Genomic DNA, 17382 nt, shown 5'->3' on the forward strand with positions numbered 1-17382 from the left:
CATCGTTAGGTCATGACCATGGCTGACATTCCTCAGGTGAGCCCGTATGGCTCCGCACGTGCTCTGCCCTCGGTCCAGGAGATGGAGCAGCAAATCGCGGCGTTCAAGCTGCTCGGCATCCTGTTGCCTAAAGAGCAGCGGAACCAGCTCAAGGAGCTGGAGCGCGAGCACAAGCGCATCACCGGACTCGTGGACTCGTTCTACGGACTCCTCGGACGACGGAACTGGGTGTTCACCGGTGACCTGAACCTGCCCGAGATCGAGCACATCGTTGACGCCGACGACGCCGAATCCGCTGAGGCACGGCTCATCGGCTACTACAAGGAAGACGGTCGGATCGCGTTTCCGCTCCGACGCCTCCACCGCTTCGACGCGATGCGCCCGCGCATCGACTTGCTCCAGAAGGCGCTCGCGGACTAAGAGGCTGGCCGCTACTACAGCACCGTGCTCGCGCTGCTGGCTGTGATGGACGGCTTCGTGAACGACTTCGACACGGCGGCCCGTCAAGGGCTCCACGCCCGTCCTGTGGAGGGCATGGTGGCGTGGGACAGCGTGGCGGGCCATCACCTGGGCCTGAGCCATGCCCACCAGTCCTTCCTCAAAGGCTTCTACAAGACCGACTCCACCGAAGTGACCGAGCTGTTCCGCAACGGCATCATGCACGGCACGTTGGTCAACTTCGACAACGAAGTCATCGCTACCAAGGCGTGGAATCGCCTATTCGCCGTCGCAGATTGGGCTGACTCCCGCGAGCGTCAGGCGAAGCCCGTCGAGCCGACGCCCACGCTGCGAGAGTCGTTGCGTGGATGGAAGGACATTCAGGATCAGAAAGCTCGAATCGAGGAATGGCAACCCTATGAATACGAGCCTGACCCTGCCGTTGAGGAACTGTCCGAAGTTGCTCAGACCTGTAGCGATTTCCTAGCAAAGTGGAAGAAGCGACAGTGGGGACCGGTCGGTGCTTACTTTATGGAACTTGGAAGCACACGGTCATCGGTAGGCAAGGTCGCGGTCCTCGCCAAGGACTTGTACGAGGCGCTTGATCTGTCTACATGGACAGTCCTGCGGGTGTGCCACGTCGCTGCGGCTGTCGCGCACACCGACGTCGAGCTGCTCGTGAACGACACCACCTACCGCACCGATCTGCGCTGGGTGCGAGTAGAAGATGAGGCAGGGAGCACGGCGACCGAGTGGGAAACTGGCCGCTGGGCGCTGTCGCAGTACGGGCCATCACTCTTCCTGAAACCCGAGACCATCATCGAAAGTCCGAAGATATCGAACGAGGCCCACACGACCGATTGATGTCGGCTCAGTCGCGTCTGGTCGTCGGTGGGCCGTTGCGTCGGTACTCGGTCGGGGTGACGCCGACGTAGCGGCGGAACATCTCGGCAACATGTTCGCGACAGGCCCACCCCACTTGGCGGCTGATGGTCTCGGTGGTCAGGTCGGTCTCGCATAGCAGGCAGGTCATCTCCTCCACACGCAGCATCGTCTGGTACGCCAGCGGTGTCTTGCCGTATGTCCGCACGAACACCCGCGATGTCTGCAAGCCGGACAAGTGTACGATCTCTCTCAGCATCGTGAGCGACCACGGCTGGGCGATGTTGGCGCGCATCGCGGCTTGGATCTCGCGGATCTCGGGGCGGATCGCGACGAACTGTCTCCACCGCGGGAGCGTCGGGCTGATGTGCCGTCGCTTCGCCGGCGGGATCGGCATGGGGATGATCTGGAGGTACGGCAGGAGCATATCGACCACGAGGAATAGGAGCGCCTGCATCCGAAAGAAACGCGCTGCGCAGTAGCCTGCAGTGCTGAGTGTCACCAGCTCGTCCAACGGCGATGTGAGGCGGTTCAGCCCGGTCTCTCCCAGGCGGACGATTCGAATCTGGTTGATGCAGGCAGCGTTGGCCACTTCTCGTGCTGCGTGCCGATCTACGATCGTCTCGCTGTGCAGCCAGAACACCTGATCGAGCAGTTAGTCGGTGTCGAGGCAGATGGTGGTGGCGGTCATTCCCCCTCCGGTTCGCTGCCGCACGGAACGTTTTCCTTGACAAGCACCACATCGCCGATGGTGACCGGCTCTTGACCGAAGTCGCTGAGCAACAGCGCCGATCCGTCTCGGATCACGATAACCGTCGCGCAGTCATAGGCGGCCTTGCCAACGGGGCGTCGGAAGGTCTGTGTTCGCGCGAGGAGCGGGAACGACGATGAACCACCACGACGGTGGGGTCCTGGGCGTTCCCGCGCCGGCGTGGATCGTGCGTCAGCCACCATCTCGCCCCGCCTATGCCCCTCTCGCGTTTGTTCTCACGAGGTCGTCGAGGCGGATGGCGTCTTGCTTGTCGTGGGGACCTACGACGAGCGGGACGGGCTTGGGGCCGCGGTAGGCGGCCCGACCGGGGGCAGGGTTGTCGATGAGGTCGATGAGGGGGCGCACTGCGTCGGCGGGTTGCTGGCCCAGCAGCGGAGCCAGGACCGTGGCAGCGAGCTTCATGCCGATGCCGACATCACCCGCGAAGCTGGAGCGGACCAGTCGGGCAGGACCCCAGGTCACGTAGCTGAGGTCGGGGTTGTCTCGCGTCGCAAGAATGCCGAGCAGCTCGTTGGCTCGCCGCTGCTGCGCGTTGGACTTGCCGAACGTGAAACCCTGCGTCAGGTCAGGATCATCGAAGTCGATCGAGTCCGCCTTGGCTCCCGGCACAGACGTGTTGACGATCACCGAGCGGCCGGACGCTCGCAACGCCGCGGCGAACCCGATGACCAGAATGAACTTGGAGAGGAAGAACAGCGCCCAGGACGCCTCGTGTCCTTCGGTGGTGATGTGGCGGCGATTGCGGATAAATGAGGCGGCCAGCACAAGGGCATCGATCTGCTCGTAGCGGTCGGTCAGGTGTGCGACGACCCGGCGACTGTCGGCGACGAGCGACAGGTCCGCGGCGACGAACTCCGCCCGGTCGGCAGCGGATGGGTCGCCGACCGCGGAGAGCAGCGCGTCGAACTTCGCGCGACTGCGGCCGATGACGGCCACCTGGTCTCCCACTGTCAGGAAGTGGCGTGCCAGCGCCCCTCCCATCCCGTCCGTGCCTCCAGTGATGACGATCGTCCTCATAACCACTCCCTTTACGGAACCAATGTTCCGTTTTAGCCTAGCACCTAAGACGAACACCAGTTCCGTCTTGATATCATCAGCACATGGCCGGGGAGCGCAGACAACGACGCGATGCGGTCGCCAACCGCGCGCGGATTATCGAGGCCGCCGCACAGGTCTTGCGGCAGGAAGGGATGGGCGCAGAGATGCGCCAGATCGCCGCAGCCTCCGGCGTCGGCATCGGCACCGTCTACCGACACTTCCCCACACGAGACGACCTCGTGCATGCAGTGACTGGCACTGACCTCGCCACCCTCGCCGACGCCGGTCTCCCCGTAGACGGGACCGCTGCTGATGCTCTGCACGAGTTCTTCACCGTCGCCATCGCCCAGCTCGCCGACAACAGGGCGATGGTCGATGTCCTCACCAGCGGCTCACCGGCCGACGAGGACGTGCAACAGTGCATCGCCCACCTCACCCGAGTCGGCCAGGATGTCGTCGACCGAGCGCGCCACGATCACACCATCGCCGCCGATGTCACCGCCAGCGACATCGCCTACCAGCTGATGGGGCTGACCCGCGTCGCTCAACTACTTCCCGGCGCCAGCCCAGGCACCGTCACCCGGCACGTGGAACTAGCCTTACGCGGCCTCATCACATCTGACGGTGCCATGTCCTCCAGGTCAGACGCGACCTCGACATAGCCTCCCGGCGGCGCGCCTCGAGTTTGCCTTTCGCCGAACCGCCTCATCCGAGCGGTCACACGTCTTTCAGACGAGGACCCGGACTAGTCTGTATGGAATTGGTGGCGGTGTCGCGAGTGAGGGTTGTGATGGTGGAGAAGCGGCGGGGTCCAGGCCGTCCGGCGTATGACTCCAAGCAGGAGCTCGTCGCCGCAATGTGCGCGCTGCTGGCCGAGCGGGGGTTCGAGGCGACCAGCCCGACGATGATCCTGCAACGCTCCAGTATCGGGCACGGAAGCATGTACCACCACTACCGGGGCAAGGAAGACCTCGCGCTCGATGCGATCAGTCATATACGCGGTCACGGGGTCGCGTTCCTTGAAGGCCAGACTCAACACGCTTCATCGGCCGATGACATCAATTCGGAAGCGGTGCACTCGGGCGTTTCGTTGGCGCTGGATCGACTGCTTGCCCGCAAGGAAGGACAGGCGCTGATACGGCTGCTTGCCGACCCGGTGGTGGGGGCGATCAAGCCGCTGGCGGCGGCGATCCAGGACTGGTGTGACGACCTCCGCGCCACGATCATCCTCGCCCTCCGCCACGACCAGCCCGGCGAGGACCCCGAGATTGCGGGCTACACGGCGGGAGGCACCCGACGTGGACAGGCTGGTTGAGTGGGTGCTGAACATCGCCGAAGCCCGGCACCGCGCCTGGCTCAACAGCGACCCCGACCCCTATGGACTCCCGCCGCCGAGCCTCGCCGAGTCGCCTGACAGGCGAGACGATTGAGCATCCTGAACTAATCGGAGCACATCATGAGCATCACCGCTCCGGCATTCACGACCAACGGCGTTGAGACCGACCCGCCGCTGTTGCGGGCGGTGTCCTACCTGCGGGTGTCCACGCGGGAGCAGGCCGAGCGCGGCGGCACAGGATTGGGGTTCTCGATCCCTGCCCAGCGCGAAGCCAACCAATGCAAAGCCGCCGACCTCGGCGCGCGGACCGTGCGCGAGTTCGTGAACGTCGGGGAGTCGGCGAGGTCGGCTAATCGTGACGGGCTCCGGGACATGCTCGCGTTCATCGCCTCGGCACAGGTGAACTTCTGCGTCGTGCACAAGCTGGACCGGCTCGCCCGCAACCGTGCCACCGACATCGAGATACACCAAGCCCTCCTCGCCACCGAGGTCACGCTCGTCTCCGCCACCGAGTCAATCGATCAGACGCCCTCAGGGATGCTCGTCCACGGCATCATGTCCTCGGTTGCCGAGTTCTACAGCCGGAACCTCGCCACCGAGGTCACCAAGGGGCTGCATCAGAAGCTCGCCCAGGGCGGCACCCCCCATGCGCGCGCCGGTCGGCTACCTCAACGTCCGCAAGACCGTCGAGCAAGGCCGTGAGGTCCGCACGGTCGAGATCGACCCCGAACGAGCGCCCTTGATCCGGTGGGCGTTCGAGCAGTACGCCACCGGCGAAGTCTCCGTGGCCGAGCTGTTGCGCGACCTCACCGCTCGCGGCGTGACCACGGTGCCCTCTTCCCGACGCCCCTCGAAGCCGCTGGGCAAGGCGACGTTCTACCCGCTGCTGACGAACCCGTACCACGCGGGCGTGATTCGATACAAAGGCGCACTGCATCCCGGAGCACCCGATCCCATCGTGACGCCCGCACTGTTCGACACGGTGCAATCACTGCTGAAAGCCCGCAACGCGCGGGCGACCCGTCACGTCCGGCACGCGCACCACCTGAAGGGGCTACTGCATTGCGGGTCGTGCCGTTCGCGGATGCTGCTGGACTTCGCCACCGACCCACGCGGCACCACCTACGCCTACTTCGTCTGCTCCGGCCGCGCCGCCAAGAAGACCCCCTGCACCCGCAGAGCCGTCCCCGTACATCTGGCGGTACGCCTCGTCGCGGACTCCTATGCCTCGATCACCATCAGCGAAGCCGACTACCGCGAACCGAGCCAGGTTAGAAGCGGAGAGCGACAAGCTGCTCGCCGCGCACTTCGCCGACGCCATCGACCTTCCCACCCTCAAACGGCACCAGGACCGCATCCGCGCAGGCCTTGCGGACATCGACCGCCGCCTGGCCGAACACGACGCACACCACACCGGAGGACGCGCGTTCCTCCACGACAGCCTGCGGCTGCTTACCGACGCGCACCATGCCTACACGCATTCCAACGACGGCGACAGGAGGCTGGAGAACCAGGCGTTCTACACGCGGCTGGAAGTCACCGAAGACGAGGAACTACACCCGACCCTCGCCGAGCCCTTCGCCACCATCACGGAACCAACAATGGTCCGGGCGGCAGCGAAACATCGCTGCTGCCCGGACCATCTTACGAGTGCTGTCTCAATAGCTTCTCGAGTGGAGGTAAGGGGACTCGAACCCCTAACCCCCTGCTTGCAAAGCAGGTGCGCTACCAATTGCGCCATACCCCCTGGAGTACAGGCCGATATTACCCGCATGAGGAGGGCCGATGCAATCGGAGCGGTCTATGACGACCTGTCCAACTGCATCACCACACGATTCGAGCCTCCCACCTCGGACACGGTGTCAGCGACCTTCATAAATCCTTCCTTCTCGAACATCGACCGCAGGCCCGGGTAGGTGAAGATCGGCGCCATCTTCTCGGTCGCGTCAAGGGGATAAGCTTCGATCACCTCGGCGCCGTTGTCCCAGGCAAAATCGATTGCGCCTCGGAGAACATACTGTCCGATTCCACGTCGACGTTTCCCACCACGAGCGCGCAGGCAGAAGATCGACCACGGCTCCACCTCGCCGAGGTGGGGGTACGTTTCCGCATCCGCGAGCTCCACGACCTGCGATCGTGGAGCCACCGACGCCCAACCGACGACTTCCCCGTCACAGTACGCCAGGATTCCTGGTGGGTGCTCCTGGGTGCAGAGTTCTCGAACCGTTTGCCGCCTCTGCACAGCATCGAGCTTCGCAGCTTCTCTGCTGCCCAAGCGATAGGTCAGGCACCAGCAGGCAATGGCATTGGGGCTGCGCTTGGGCCCGAGCATCGTCTCCACATCATTGAAGCGTTCGATTCCGGCGGGTCGGATCTCAACTGTCATGAGCACTTCCTCAGCTCTGAGTACTTCCTCTCATCGTGGGTAGCATCCTACGCTCCTCGAAAACAGTAGACGAGTCCCCACCAGTCCACTCCCGAATCGGTGACATTCGGAATATGCCAGACCAGGCTGATCGCCAGCATCGAGTCCCATAGCTCGACAGGTGAATCCAGCAGGGTCAGCAGGAACGAAGCGAGGAGACCGACCCACGCAGCTAGGGACACGATGTGCCGTGCACCATCCGGGACCCGTCAAGCTCACGCATGAGGAGCTTGTGGCTCAACGAGGGTCGATGGAACAGCGTATGCTGCCGAAGCCACGGACTATCGCTGACTGCTCCAGAGGGGACCGACCAGCACCCTGACTTCAGACCGCGACCTGCTCGGCGTAGACGGCAGCGACAAGCGGCGCCAGCTCAGGCATCTGCCTGGCTTCAGTCAGCGCGGCTTCCAACACCTCATCATGGGTTGGCCTCGCTGCGTCCAACAGCGTCCGTCCCGCCGCCGTCAGCTCGGTGTAGATCCCGCGGCGGTCATCATCGCACAGGACCCTGGTGAGCAGGTCCCGGTTCTCAAGGCGGGTCACCAAACGCGTCGTCGCGCTGCTCGACAGAGCCGCGGCTCGGGCCAGCTGGCGCATGCGCATATGCCATCCGTCCTGGCGACTGAGTGCGTCGAGGACAGTGAATTCCACTACCGATAGGCCATGCTCGCGCTGCAGGCTGCGCTCGAGCTCTGTTTCGATCAGACCGTGCAAGGCAGCAAGGGTGCGCCAGCCCTGAGCGCGGACCTCGACTGCGTCATCCCTGATTCCCACGAACTCCTCCTTGTGTCGACACCTCCTCATATTACATCACTTGCGCGCATAAGACGCGTGTGCAATTATATATCGATGCGTGTGCAACTAATGCATGCGCGGCATATTGCACACGCACTGAACTATCGCACCGACGGTACACATTCCTGGAAGGTTCACACCATGCCACTTGCATTGCTCGCACTCGCCATCGGCGGGTTCGGAATCGGACTCACAGAGTTCGTCATCATGGGTCTGCTGCCCGAGGTGTCTGCCGACTTCGGCGTCACCGAAACCGTTGCAGGCTACCTCATCTCCGGTTATGCGCTTGCAGTCGCGGTCGGAGCGATCGTGCTCACGGTCGCCGTGACAAGGCTCAACCGTAAAAGCGCACTCATCGGCCTCATGGTCCTCTTCATCATCGGCAACGTCCTCTCGGCGCTCGCACCGAGCTACGAACTCATGATGCTCGGCCGCATCATCGCAGCCCTCTGCCATGGAGCCTTCTTCGGCATCGGCTCGGTCGTTGCCGCGGGTCTCGTCGCTCCCAACCGTCAGGCCGCGGCCATCTCGATGATGTTCGCGGGCCTGACCAGTGCGAACGTTCTCGGTGTGCCGCTGGGAACGTTCTTAGGTCAGGCCACCGGTTGGAGGTCGACCTTCTGGGCGATCAGCATCATCGGTGTCGTCGCACTCATCGGCATCATCGTGGTCATCCCCGCCTCAGCTGCACAGGTGCAGAAGACCGGCAGCATCCTCGGGGAATTCCGCATCTTCGCATCCGGGCAGGTCTGGGCTTCGATCCTCATCACGATCCTGGGCTACGGCGGGATGTTCGGAGCATTCAGCTATATGGCCTTCACCCTCACCGGCGTGTCCGGATTCGCCAGCTCGACCGTGCCGTGGCTGCTGGCGCTCTTCGGAGTGGGACTGTTCATCGGAAACTTCCTCGGCGGGCGTTCTGCGGATAAGAACATCGGGATGACGCTGCTGGTCCTGCTCATCGGGCTCGTCATCATTCTGGCTGTCTTCTCCCGGGTCGCCGGCAATCAGATCGGGACCATCATCGCCCTGTTCTTCATGGGCGGCTTCGGCTTCGCCGCCGTGCCTGCGCTGCAGATGCGCATCATGATCCACTCGAAGGAGGCGCAAACCCTGGGGTCGGGAACGAACATCGCCGCCTTCAACGTGGGAAATGCCGTCGGTGCCTGGATCGGTGGCCTCACCATTGCGTCCGGTCTCGGCTATTCGTCTCCGCTGTGGGCCGGCTCGTTGGTCACGGTTGCAGGTCTCATCGTCTTTCTCATCGCCGGCTTCGCACGCGGTGGAGAGCTGCGAAGGACCTCGAAGACACCGGGAGGAACGGAACAAGCGGCGCACGACATTGAGGATGATGCGTCGGCGAACTCTTCCTCCCCGAGCGCTCAATCGGTCTGAGACCGGCCCGATGCACGTCCGGGGCCACACCAAAGCATGGTGTGGTCCCGGAATGGGATGTCCTCAGATCAGGTGGCAGGTGTCTCCGGGGCCAAGGGGGCCGCCTCGGCGGGGACATCCTCCTGGTCTTCGGGCTTCTTGATGAAGAAGGACAGGATCACGGGCACCAGGGCGATGACTGAGGCCAGCAGGAACGCATTGTGCGCTCCCGGGGCACCGGACTCCGCGACGGTGCGTCCGGCGGCCTCACCCGAATGCAGGGCGGAGGAGTAGATGGAGATGAGAAGCGCGGTTCCAGCCGCTCCGGCCACCTGCTGCATGGTGTTGAGCGCCGCGGATCCGTGTGAGTACAGTTTCCGTTCAAGTGATCCCAGTGAGGCGGAGAACAGGGGTGTGAACGAAGCGGCCAGTCCAAGTGACATGACAGTTTGGATGACGACGAGGACCCACGTGGGCGTGCCGATGCCGACCATGGCGTAGGAGAACATCGCCCCAGCGATCATGATCGATCCTGGAATCAGCAGGGTTCTGGGGCCGCGTGCGTCGTAGATTCGTCCCATGACGGGAGCGAGGACGCCCATGAGGATCGATCCGGGCAGAAGGACGAGACCTGACTGGGTGGCGTTGAGGCCGGCGACGTTCTGCAGGTAGAGCGGAAGCAGGGAGAAAGTGCCGAACATGGCCAGCGAGACGACGGCCATGATGATGACGGCGATGACATAGTTCTTCGCGGTGAACACACGCAGATCGAGCAGCGCCCGGTCCTCCTTCTGCAGCATCAGCTGTCGCCAGGCGAAGAGACCCAGGAAGACGAGTCCGGCTGCGATCGCCGTCCAAGCGAAGCCGGTGGTGGAGCCGCCTCCACCTTCGCCGCTATGGCCGCCGCCGAACTGGCTGAGGCCGAAGACGATGCCACCGAAGGCGAAGACCGAGAGCACGACGGAGACATAGTCGATCGGAGCATGGGTGCTCTCACCCAGGTTGGTCATCCACTTGGCGCCGAGGCCAAGGGCGATGAGTGCGATCGGAAGGACGATGGCGAAGAGCCAGCGCCACCCCAGGGAGTCGAGCACGATGCCCGACATCGTCGGACCGATTGCAGGGGCAAGCGAGATGACCAGGCCGACCCGACCCATCATCCGACCCCGCGAGTGAGGAGGAACGACATTCATGATGGTCGTCATCAGCAACGGCATCATGATGCCGGTGCCGGCAGCCTGGACAACGCGCCCGACGAGCAGGACGGGGAACCCTGGAGCCACGAGACAGATCAGTGTGCCGGCGGAGAAAAGGATCATTGCCGCCAGGAAGATATGGCGGGTGCTGAAACGCTGCAGAAGGAAGCCCGTCGTGGGAATGACGACGGCCATGGTCAACATGAACGCGCTGGTCAGCCACTGACCGAGTTCCGGTGGGATCCCCAGCGAAGCATTGAGCTCTGGGATCGCGATGGCCATCGTCGTTTCATTGAGGATCGCGACGAACGCGGCCACCAGAAGCAGCCAGATCACCCGCATCCCGGCTGGATCGATGGAGTCAGCCCGCGGGTCGTGGGAACGAGAGGGGGAGATGTCGCTGGACAAAGAGATGCTCCGATCGAAAAAGGTCTGTTATCGCCCGGACTGGGCGGGAACCTGCTCACAGCAGCCGATTCTGTGTGCAGACAAAGGGGACAACGGCAATCGACATCAGCTTATTCCGTGATCATGAGAATATCGGGAAAACCCTACTCGCATGGCTGGATCCAACCGTCATGTCTCCCGGTTCGCCTGATCCCAGTGGTTTCGCCGCATTGGCGTGAGATGAGATGCTGGTCCACACTTGGGACACCCCCAGATGATCTGGGCTGGACTGTCGATCGGATCCGAAGCTCGCTGCCAAAGTACTCGAGCGCTTGGTTCCTGCGATCGACCACGGCGTGGACCCTTGGTTGTCGCTGCTCTGGGCAAATGGTCGGATCGAACTCGGCGGTCCCGGCCGGAGGACACAATAGAAATGGCATCCTTCTACAGTCTGATCGCTCACCCTCACCGTCCGGGAGTGAGACCACCGCAGACGGCTGATGCGGCATCCTCACTGCGAAGGAATACGAAGGCTCCGAACCAATACGATTCGGAGCCTTCGTGTTTCTGGTGGAGGTAAGGGGACTCGAACCCCTAACCCCCTGCTTGCAAAGCAGGTGCGCTACCAATTGCGCCATACCCCCAGAAGGGATTCACCTTCACACCGAGTCGGTGTGTTCGGACCATTCGGCTTGGGCACTCTGATTGCCGTGCCGCCACCGGAAGAAAACTCCGAGTCCCACAAGTGTGAGACCACTGAGAATCCATTTCTTCATGATCCTCCTCGAAAGGATGTGGGCCTACCTGGACTTGAACCAGGGACCTCTTCGTTATCAGCGAAGCGCTCTAACCGCCTGAGCTATAGGCCCTTTTCAGGGGGTGAACCCGAAGTAAAACGATACCCAACGGGTCATTCCAACACAAATCGGCTGACAGTGACTCGCCTCACATGATCTCATCATACTCTGAGATCGACCCTTAGAACGCCTGAGGGCAGCTCAGAATCCCCGTGTAGGGACCCGGAGCCGCCCTCAGGTTCTGGGAGCAGGGTGGAGCAGCTGAGAGCCGTACCAGGCTGCTGCAGGTCTCAGTCGTCGGTCAGCGTCAGGTGGAAGCCACCTGCGATGAGAGATCCGATGTTGTAGATGAACGCAGCCAAGGTGGATAGGGCAGTCATCAGGACGATGTTGATGACCGCGATGATGAAGCCAGCCGCCACGACGCGGCCGAATCCGAAGATCCCGATGATCTTCTCAGCCGATTCCGCGCCCGCGACTTCGGTCATGGTCGATTCCAGACCGCTCATGACGCCTGTGGCCTGGAGGACCACCCAGAGGACGATGAATGCCACGATCGTGGCGATGCCGATGGCCACTGACATGAGGAACGACATCTTCATGACTGACCATGGGTCCACCGCTGAGACGGTGAGGCGAACGGTGCGCGGGCCCTTCTTCTTTTTGTTGCCCTTGCCGCTGTCGACCATGTTCTTGACACCCATTTTCACGCTGCCGGAGCTGGCGCGAATGGTGTTGGCTGCCGATTCCCTCGCCGAGGTGGTCTGGCCAGTTCCTGACGAAGGCTTCTGTGAGCCTGTCGCCTGGCCCGAGGGCGCGGAGCCGCCTGTGGCGGTTCCAGCAGCCGTCGACTGCCCGGCTGGGGATTGCCCCGCCGAAGGAGCTCGGTTGGGCTTGGGTGAGGCTTTGGGAGCAGGAGGAGCGACCACCCGGGTCTTATCGGATGAGTTGCCCGCGTTGCCGGAACCTGTCGAACTGCCGCCGGCGGCCGAAGACTCGGCCTTCTCCCCGTTCTTCGACGATCCTGCTGTCAAGCGGGTGGAACCACTGGACGTGCGTATGATCTTGCCTGAGCCTGGCTGTTTGTTGTCGCTCACTCTTCCACATCCTCGCTGCCGGTCTGAGGTTCTACGTCTTCGCCCTCAGTTTCCTCAGCTTCTTCGTCAATTTCTTCGACCACGGTCTCGGGTCCACGCGTTACAGCGATAATACGATCATTTTTGCCCGGTTTCGCGAACACCACACCCATCGTGTTGCGTCCCTTAGCCGGAACTTCATCGATATTCGACCGTACGATCTTACCGCGTTCCATGACGACGAGGACTTCTTCACCCTCGTCGACGATCAGTCCGCCCACCAAGTCTCCGCGCTGTTCGGTGATTTTGGCAACCCGGATGCCCAGGCCGCCACGGCCCTGCAGACGGTATTCGTCGACTGGAGTTCGCTTCGCATAGCCGCCCTCTGTCACGACGAAGACGAAGGTGTCGGGCTGGATGACATCCATGGTCAGCAGCTCGTCATCGTCCTTGAACTTCATGCCGGTGACGCCACCGGTGACTCGGCCCAGGGGACGAATCGAGTCGTCGTCGGCTGCGAAACGGATCGACATTCCCTTGCGGGAGATCATCAGGAGGTGGTCCTCGGCGCTGACGATCCGTGCCGAGACCAGTTCATCCGGCTGTCCCTTGTACTCGCGCAGGTTGATTGCAATGACGCCGCCCGTGCGGTTCGAGTCGTATTCGCTCAGACGGGTCTTCTTCACCACACCGGACTGTGTTGCCAGAATGAGGAACTCAGCTTCTTCGTAGTCCCTGATCGAGAGCACCTTGGCGATCGTCTCGCCCGGCTGCAGGGCGAGGAGGTTTGCCACGTGCTGGCCCTTGGCGTCGCGTGAACCTTCGGGGAGTTCGTAGGCCTTCGCACGGTAGACACGACCGGTGTTTGTGAAGAACAGCAGCCAGTTGTGTGTGGAGGTGACGAAGAACTGTTCGACCACGTCATCGCCGCGCAGGTTCGCGCCCTTGATCCCCTTGCCACCGCGGTGCTGTGCCCGGTACAGGTGGTTCTGGGTGCGCTTGGCATAGCCGCCGCGGGTGATGGTGACGACGACCTCTTCCTCCGGAATAAGGTCTTCCATCGACACATCGCCGTCGAATCCAGCCAGGATCTTGGTCCGACGGTCGTCACCGTAGCGATCGACGATATCGTCGAGTTCTTCCGACACGATCTCGCGCTGACGAGCGGGAGTCGCGAGGATGTATTTGTACTCGGCGATCTGCTGCTCGATCTTCTCGGCTTCTTCCTGGATCTTCAGACGTTCCAGTGCGGCCAGGCGACGCAGCTGCAGATCGAGAATGGCGTTGGCCTGGATCTCATCGACCTCGAGCAGTTCCATCAGACCGGTACGAGCTTCATCCGATGAAGGCGAACGACGGATCAGAGCGATGACCTCATCGAGGGCATCGAGTGCCTTGAGGTAGCCACGCAGAATGTGTGCGCGTTCCTCGGCCTTACGCAGCCGGAACTCGGTGCGACGGACGATGACTTCGATCTGGTGCTTGACCCACAGACGCAGGAACGAGTCCAGGCTGAGGGTGCGCGGCACACTGTCGACGATCGCCAGCATGTTCGCGGAGAAATTCTCCTGCAGCGAGGTGTGCTTGTAGAGGTTGTTGAGCACAACCTTGGCCACCGCATCGCGCTTGAGCACGATGACCAGGCGCTGACCGGTGCGTCCCGAAGACTCGTCGCGGAGGTCCGCAATTCCGGCTACCTTGCCGTCCTTGACGTAGGAGGCGATCTTCGCGGCCAGGGTGTCAGGGTTGACCATATGCGGCAGTTCCGTGACTACCAAGCAGGTGCGTCCCTGGATCTCCTCGACCTCAACAACGGCGCGTTGTGTGATCGAGCCGCGGCCTGTGCGGTACATGTCCTCGATGCCCTTGCGGCCCAGGATCGTCGCGGCCATCGGGAAGTCGGGGCCCTTGACGATGCCGAGCAGAGCCTCGAGGGCATCTTCCTTGCTGGCTTCGGGATGTGTGAGCAGCCACTGCGCGCCGGCGGCGACCTCACGGAGGTTGTGCGGAGGAATGTTGGTCGCCATGCCCACAGCAATGCCGGAGGAGCCGTTGACCAGCAGGTTCGGGAACCGCGAGGGCAGGACCGTCGGTTCCTGGTTGCGACCGTCGTAGTTGTCTTGGAAGTCGACGGTGCCCTCTTCGATGTCCCGGACCATCTCCAGGGCCAAGGGAGCCATCTTGCACTCGGTATAACGGGGCGCAGCCGCGCCATCGTCACCGGGCGAGCCGAAGTTGCCCTGACCAGCGACGAGCGGGTAGCGCATCGTCCATGGCTGCACCAGGCGAACCATGGCGTCGTAGATCGCCGTATCGCCGTGGGGGTGGTACTGGCCCATGACATCACCGACGACGCGTGAGCACTTCGAGAAGTTGCGATCCGGACGGTAACCGCCGTCGAACATCGCATACAGCACACGCCGGTGAACGGGCTTGAGACCGTCACGGACGTCGGGCAGAGCACGTCCGACGATCACACTCATCGCATAATCGAGGTACGACCTCTGCATCTCGAGATTGAGATCAACCTGTTCGACACGGTTGATTTCGGTTCCGATATCGTTTTCGTCAGCCAATGTGGGCTCTTCCCTTGTGTCTTAACCCGCTCAGCAGGCCGGTGATTGAGTACGTGAAAGTCTGTGTCGCCGACGGCTCTCGTCCACTGACGGGAGCCGACGGCGCGGATCAGATATCGAGGAAGCGAACGTCTTTCGCATTCTCTTGGATGAAGCGTCGGCGCGAATCCACGTCATCGCCCATGAGCACCGTGAAGATCTCGTCGGCAACGATCGCATCGTCGAGCGACACCTGCTTGAGCAGCCGGTGATCAGGATCCATCGTGGTCTCCCACAGCTCCGAATAGTTCATCTCACCCAGACCCTTGTAGCGCTGAATCGCCATGTCCTTGGGCAGACGTTTGCCTGCTGCTCGACCGTTTTCGAGCAGCCCATCGCGTTCCTTGTCGGTATAGGCGAACTGGTGAGCGGCATTCGACCACTTGAGCCGGTACAGCGGAGGAGTCGCAAGGTAGACGTAGCCGTGCTCGATGAGCGGCTTCATATAGCGGAAGATCAGGGTCAACAGCAGCGTCGTGATGTGCTGACCATCGACGTCAGCATCGGCCATGAGCACAATCTTGTGGTAACGCAGCTTGTCAAGATCGAACTCTTCGCCGATTCCAGTGCCGAAAGCAGCGATCATGGCCTGGACCTCATTGTTGCCCAGAGCCCGATCGAGTCGAGCTTTCTCCACGTTGAGGATCTTGCCGCGCAGGGGAAGAATCGCCTGAGTATTGGGATTGCGACCCTGTGTTGCAGAACCGCCTGCAGAGTCACCCTCGACGATGAACACTTCGGAGATCGTCGGATCCTTAGACTGGCAGTCCTTGAGCTTGCCGGGCATCCCCGATGATTCGAGCAGTCCCTTGCGCCGAGTGGCTTCGCGCGCCTTGCGTGCAGCCAGCCTCGCCTGAGAGGCCTGAAGTCCCTTGCGAACAACATCCTTGGCCTGAGCCGGGTTGGATTCCATCCAGTGCCCGAGTTCATCGCGGACAACGCGCTGAACGAAGCCCTTGACTTCTGAGTTGCCCAGTTTCGTCTTCGTCTGGCCCTCGAACTGCGGATCGCCGAGCTTGACCGAGATGACTGCGGTCAATCCCTCACGGATGTCATCACCAGTAAGGTTCGCATCCTTCTCCCGCAGGAGTTTCTGTTCGCGAGCATAGTTGTTGATCAGCGAGGTCAGTGCCGTGCGGAAGCCTTCCTCGTGGGTGCCACCCTCATGGGTGTTGATCACATTGGCGTAGGTGTGGACCGACTCGCTGTAGGAGCTCGTCCACTGCATGGCGATCTCGAGGGAGAGCGTCTCCTCGGCTTCTTCGGACTCGAAGACGATGACATCCGGATGGATGAGATCGGCCTTCTTCGTCGAATTCAGATACTGCACATAGTCGAGCAGCCCGTGTTCATAGTGGTAGGTGGCCTCACGTGGTTTGGCCTCTGCCTCTTCGTCTTCATCAATCTGGACGTTGTCGTCATCGACCTGGGCATGCCGTTCGTCAGTCAGGCTGATCTTCATGCCCTTGTTGAGAAACGCCATCTGCTGGAAGCGCGCACGCAGGTACTCATACGAGAAGTCGGTGGTCTCGAAGATCGACGAATCCGGCCAGAAGGTCACCATCGTGCCAGTCTCGGAAGTCTCTTCGCCACGAGTGAGTTCGCCCGTGGGCACACCCTTCTCGAAGCTCATGTTCCAGACGTAGCCATCGCGTCGGACCTCGACCTCGAGACGCTCGGACAGCGCATTGACCACTGTTGAGCCCACACCGTGCAGACCGCCGGCTACGGCATAGCCGCCTCCGCCGAACTTACCGCCGGCGTGCAGGATAGTCAGGATCACCTCGACGGTGGGCTTGCCCTCCGTGGGGTGCATAGCCACCGGCATTCCGCGACCGTCATCGACGACGCGCACGCCACCGTTGGCGAGGATCGTGACCTCGATATGAGAGCAGTATCCGGCCATCGCCTCATCGACGGAGTTGTCGACGATTTCCTGAACGAGGTGGTGAAGACCGCGTTCCGAGGTCGAACCGATATACATGCCAGGTCGTTTGCGAACTGCTTCGAGACCCTCGAGTACCGTAATATCCCCGGCATCGTAATGGGATAGATCCTCGGTCGTCATATGACTCCTTGTAAGGGTGGGCGCTAACAGCTACCTATTCTACCGCGCCGCGACCAGAAATGCCCGTAAGCGGCCCATTAAGGTGCATTTCCGGATTTCGCATGCCTCGGATGTACCCCCGGACACGAACGGGACCGGCTATCGCCGTTTAAGGCCCTCTATCGTTTTGCGCACTCGTCGCGG

At 62.0% G+C, this 17382-nt stretch carries 18 protein-coding genes, 3 tRNA genes and 1 pseudogene; 8 read left to right on the plus strand and 14 right to left on the minus strand.

Translation table 11 applies throughout. The annotated features are described in order from the left end of the window. Positions 1–18 precede the first annotated feature (18 nt). Positions 19–420: a hypothetical protein gene (locus INT29_RS05590; protein WP_193071002.1), complete on the plus strand. Its 402-nt coding sequence runs from the start codon at positions 19–21 to the stop codon at positions 418–420. 57 nt (positions 421–477) lie between these two features. Then, positions 478–1302, plus strand: coding sequence for a hypothetical protein (locus INT29_RS05595; RefSeq protein ID WP_193071004.1), 825 nt, complete (start codon positions 478–480; stop codon positions 1300–1302). 7 nt (positions 1303–1309) lie between these two features. Here INT29_RS05595 and INT29_RS20600 read toward each other — a convergent pair whose 3' ends face one another. From INT29_RS20600 to INT29_RS05605, 3 genes are all read right to left on the minus strand, one after another. After that, on the minus strand, positions 1310–1822 hold the full coding sequence (locus INT29_RS20600; RefSeq protein WP_319020842.1) for an AraC family transcriptional regulator: 513 nt from the start codon (positions 1820–1822) through the stop codon (positions 1310–1312). A 185-nt stretch (positions 1823–2007) separates the two neighbouring features. After that, positions 2008–2274, minus strand: coding sequence for a hypothetical protein (locus INT29_RS20035; RefSeq protein ID WP_226841638.1), 267 nt, complete (start codon positions 2272–2274; stop codon positions 2008–2010). Positions 2275–2284: 10 nt separating this feature from the next. Further along, positions 2285–3109: an SDR family NAD(P)-dependent oxidoreductase gene (locus tag INT29_RS05605; RefSeq protein ID WP_193071006.1), complete on the minus strand. Its 825-nt coding sequence runs from the start codon at positions 3107–3109 to the stop codon at positions 2285–2287. Between the two features lie 83 nt (positions 3110–3192). On the opposite strand from INT29_RS05605, the gene INT29_RS05610 reads away from it, so the two are divergent. From INT29_RS05610 to INT29_RS20045, 5 genes and pseudogenes are all read left to right on the plus strand, one after another. Beyond that, positions 3193–3792 (plus strand): TetR/AcrR family transcriptional regulator, encoded by a 600-nt coding sequence (locus INT29_RS05610; RefSeq protein ID WP_193071007.1) that lies wholly within the window; start codon positions 3193–3195, stop codon positions 3790–3792. 92 nt (positions 3793–3884) lie between these two features. Continuing rightward, positions 3885–4445: a TetR/AcrR family transcriptional regulator gene (locus INT29_RS05615; RefSeq protein ID WP_226841639.1), complete on the plus strand. Its 561-nt coding sequence runs from the start codon at positions 3885–3887 to the stop codon at positions 4443–4445. After that, positions 4429–4560, plus strand: coding sequence for a hypothetical protein (locus tag INT29_RS20390; protein ID WP_264298556.1), 132 nt, complete (start codon positions 4429–4431; stop codon positions 4558–4560). The genes INT29_RS05615 and INT29_RS20390 overlap by 17 nt, the downstream gene beginning before the upstream one ends. Positions 4561–4586: 26 nt before the next feature. Next, the gene (locus INT29_RS20040; RefSeq protein WP_226841641.1) at positions 4587–5168 is read left to right on the plus strand and encodes a recombinase family protein; all 582 of its coding nucleotides are present in this window, start codon (positions 4587–4589) and stop codon (positions 5166–5168) included. Beyond that, positions 5113–5607: pseudogene (locus INT29_RS20045) on the plus strand (recombinase family protein); the annotation flags it as partial. The gene INT29_RS20040 and the pseudogene INT29_RS20045, both read left to right, overlap by 56 nt. A gap of 130 nt (positions 5608–5737) precedes the next feature. On the opposite strand, the gene INT29_RS20050 reads toward INT29_RS20045, so the two are convergent. The 5 genes from INT29_RS20050 to INT29_RS05640 all read right to left on the minus strand — a co-directional run bounded on the left by INT29_RS20050 (position 5738) and on the right by INT29_RS05640 (position 7665). Continuing rightward, a complete protein-coding gene (locus INT29_RS20050; protein WP_226841642.1) occupies positions 5738–5935 on the minus strand; it encodes a hypothetical protein in 198 nt (65 codons plus the stop codon). Positions 5936–6140: 205 nt separating this feature from the next. After that, positions 6141–6213 (minus strand) — tRNA-Ala (locus tag INT29_RS05625). Positions 6214–6267: 54 nt separating this feature from the next. After that, positions 6268–6852 carry a GNAT family N-acetyltransferase gene (locus INT29_RS05630; RefSeq protein ID WP_193071009.1) on the minus strand — a complete coding sequence of 195 codons (585 nt, stop codon included), beginning with the start codon at positions 6850–6852 and terminating at the stop codon, positions 6268–6270. A gap of 47 nt (positions 6853–6899) precedes the next feature. Further along, positions 6900–7073, minus strand: coding sequence for a hypothetical protein (locus tag INT29_RS05635; protein WP_193071010.1), 174 nt, complete (start codon positions 7071–7073; stop codon positions 6900–6902). A 142-nt stretch (positions 7074–7215) separates the two neighbouring features. Further along, positions 7216–7665, minus strand: a complete 450-nt coding sequence (locus tag INT29_RS05640) for a MarR family winged helix-turn-helix transcriptional regulator (protein ID WP_193071016.1) — start codon at positions 7663–7665, stop codon at positions 7216–7218. Between the two features lie 162 nt (positions 7666–7827). Here INT29_RS05640 and INT29_RS05645 point away from each other — a divergent pair, with 162 nt between their 5' ends. Further along, positions 7828–9081, plus strand: a complete 1254-nt coding sequence (locus tag INT29_RS05645) for an MFS transporter (RefSeq protein WP_101572319.1) — start codon at positions 7828–7830, stop codon at positions 9079–9081. A gap of 68 nt (positions 9082–9149) precedes the next feature. Here INT29_RS05645 and INT29_RS05650 read toward each other — a convergent pair whose 3' ends face one another. The 6 genes from INT29_RS05650 to gyrB all read right to left on the minus strand — a co-directional run bounded on the left by INT29_RS05650 (position 9150) and on the right by gyrB (position 17199). Continuing rightward, the gene (locus tag INT29_RS05650; protein ID WP_193071104.1) at positions 9150–10598 is read right to left on the minus strand and encodes an MDR family MFS transporter; all 1449 of its coding nucleotides are present in this window, start codon (positions 10596–10598) and stop codon (positions 9150–9152) included. 613 nt (positions 10599–11211) lie between these two features. Further along, positions 11212–11287 (minus strand) — tRNA-Ala (locus INT29_RS05655). A 151-nt stretch (positions 11288–11438) separates the two neighbouring features. Continuing rightward, positions 11439–11512: transfer RNA gene (locus tag INT29_RS05660), tRNA-Ile, on the minus strand. Between the two features lie 218 nt (positions 11513–11730). After that, positions 11731–12537 carry a DUF3566 domain-containing protein gene (locus INT29_RS20605; RefSeq protein ID WP_319020843.1) on the minus strand — a complete coding sequence of 269 codons (807 nt, stop codon included), beginning with the start codon at positions 12535–12537 and terminating at the stop codon, positions 11731–11733. Then, complete coding sequence (gyrA, locus tag INT29_RS05670) at positions 12534–15092, minus strand: DNA gyrase subunit A (protein ID WP_101572316.1); 2559 nt, start codon at positions 15090–15092, stop codon at positions 12534–12536. The genes INT29_RS20605 and gyrA overlap by 4 nt, the downstream gene beginning before the upstream one ends. Before the next feature lie 109 nt (positions 15093–15201). Next, positions 15202–17199 carry a DNA topoisomerase (ATP-hydrolyzing) subunit B gene (gyrB, locus tag INT29_RS05675; protein WP_193071018.1) on the minus strand — a complete coding sequence of 666 codons (1998 nt, stop codon included), beginning with the start codon at positions 17197–17199 and terminating at the stop codon, positions 15202–15204. Between the last annotated feature and the right edge of the window lie 183 nt (positions 17200–17382).

Origin of the sequence: Brevibacterium sp. FME37, from assembly GCF_014897485.1 — a bacterium.
Classification (GTDB): domain Bacteria; phylum Actinomycetota; class Actinomycetes; order Actinomycetales; family Brevibacteriaceae; genus Brevibacterium.

What these genes read in the sequence shown, in the direction of transcription:
- INT29_RS05645 (WP_101572319.1), top strand. Translation starts at nt 7,828, where the DNA reads ATGCCACTTGCATTGCTCGCACTCGCCATCGGCGGGTTCGGAATCGGA.
- INT29_RS05590 (WP_193071002.1), top strand. Translation starts at nt 19, where the DNA reads ATGGCTGACATTCCTCAGGTGAGCCCGTATGGCTCCGCACGTGCTCTG.
- INT29_RS05650 (WP_193071104.1), bottom strand. Translation starts at nt 10,598, where the DNA reads ATGCGGGTGATCTGGCTGCTTCTGGTGGCCGCGTTCGTCGCGATCCTC.
- INT29_RS05605 (WP_193071006.1), bottom strand. Translation starts at nt 3,109, where the DNA reads ATGAGGACGATCGTCATCACTGGAGGCACGGACGGGATGGGAGGGGCG.
- INT29_RS20035 (WP_226841638.1), bottom strand. Translation starts at nt 2,274, where the DNA reads ATGGTGGCTGACGCACGATCCACGCCGGCGCGGGAACGCCCAGGACCC.
- gyrB (WP_193071018.1), bottom strand. Translation starts at nt 17,199, where the DNA reads ATGACGACCGAGGATCTATCCCATTACGATGCCGGGGATATTACGGTA.
- INT29_RS20050 (WP_226841642.1), bottom strand. Translation starts at nt 5,935, where the DNA reads ATGGTGCGCGTCGGTAAGCAGCCGCAGGCTGTCGTGGAGGAACGCGCG.
- INT29_RS05630 (WP_193071009.1), bottom strand. Translation starts at nt 6,852, where the DNA reads ATGACAGTTGAGATCCGACCCGCCGGAATCGAACGCTTCAATGATGTG.
- INT29_RS05610 (WP_193071007.1), top strand. Translation starts at nt 3,193, where the DNA reads ATGGCCGGGGAGCGCAGACAACGACGCGATGCGGTCGCCAACCGCGCG.
- INT29_RS05615 (WP_226841639.1), top strand. Translation starts at nt 3,885, where the DNA reads ATGGAATTGGTGGCGGTGTCGCGAGTGAGGGTTGTGATGGTGGAGAAG.
- INT29_RS20040 (WP_226841641.1), top strand. Translation starts at nt 4,587, where the DNA reads ATGAGCATCACCGCTCCGGCATTCACGACCAACGGCGTTGAGACCGAC.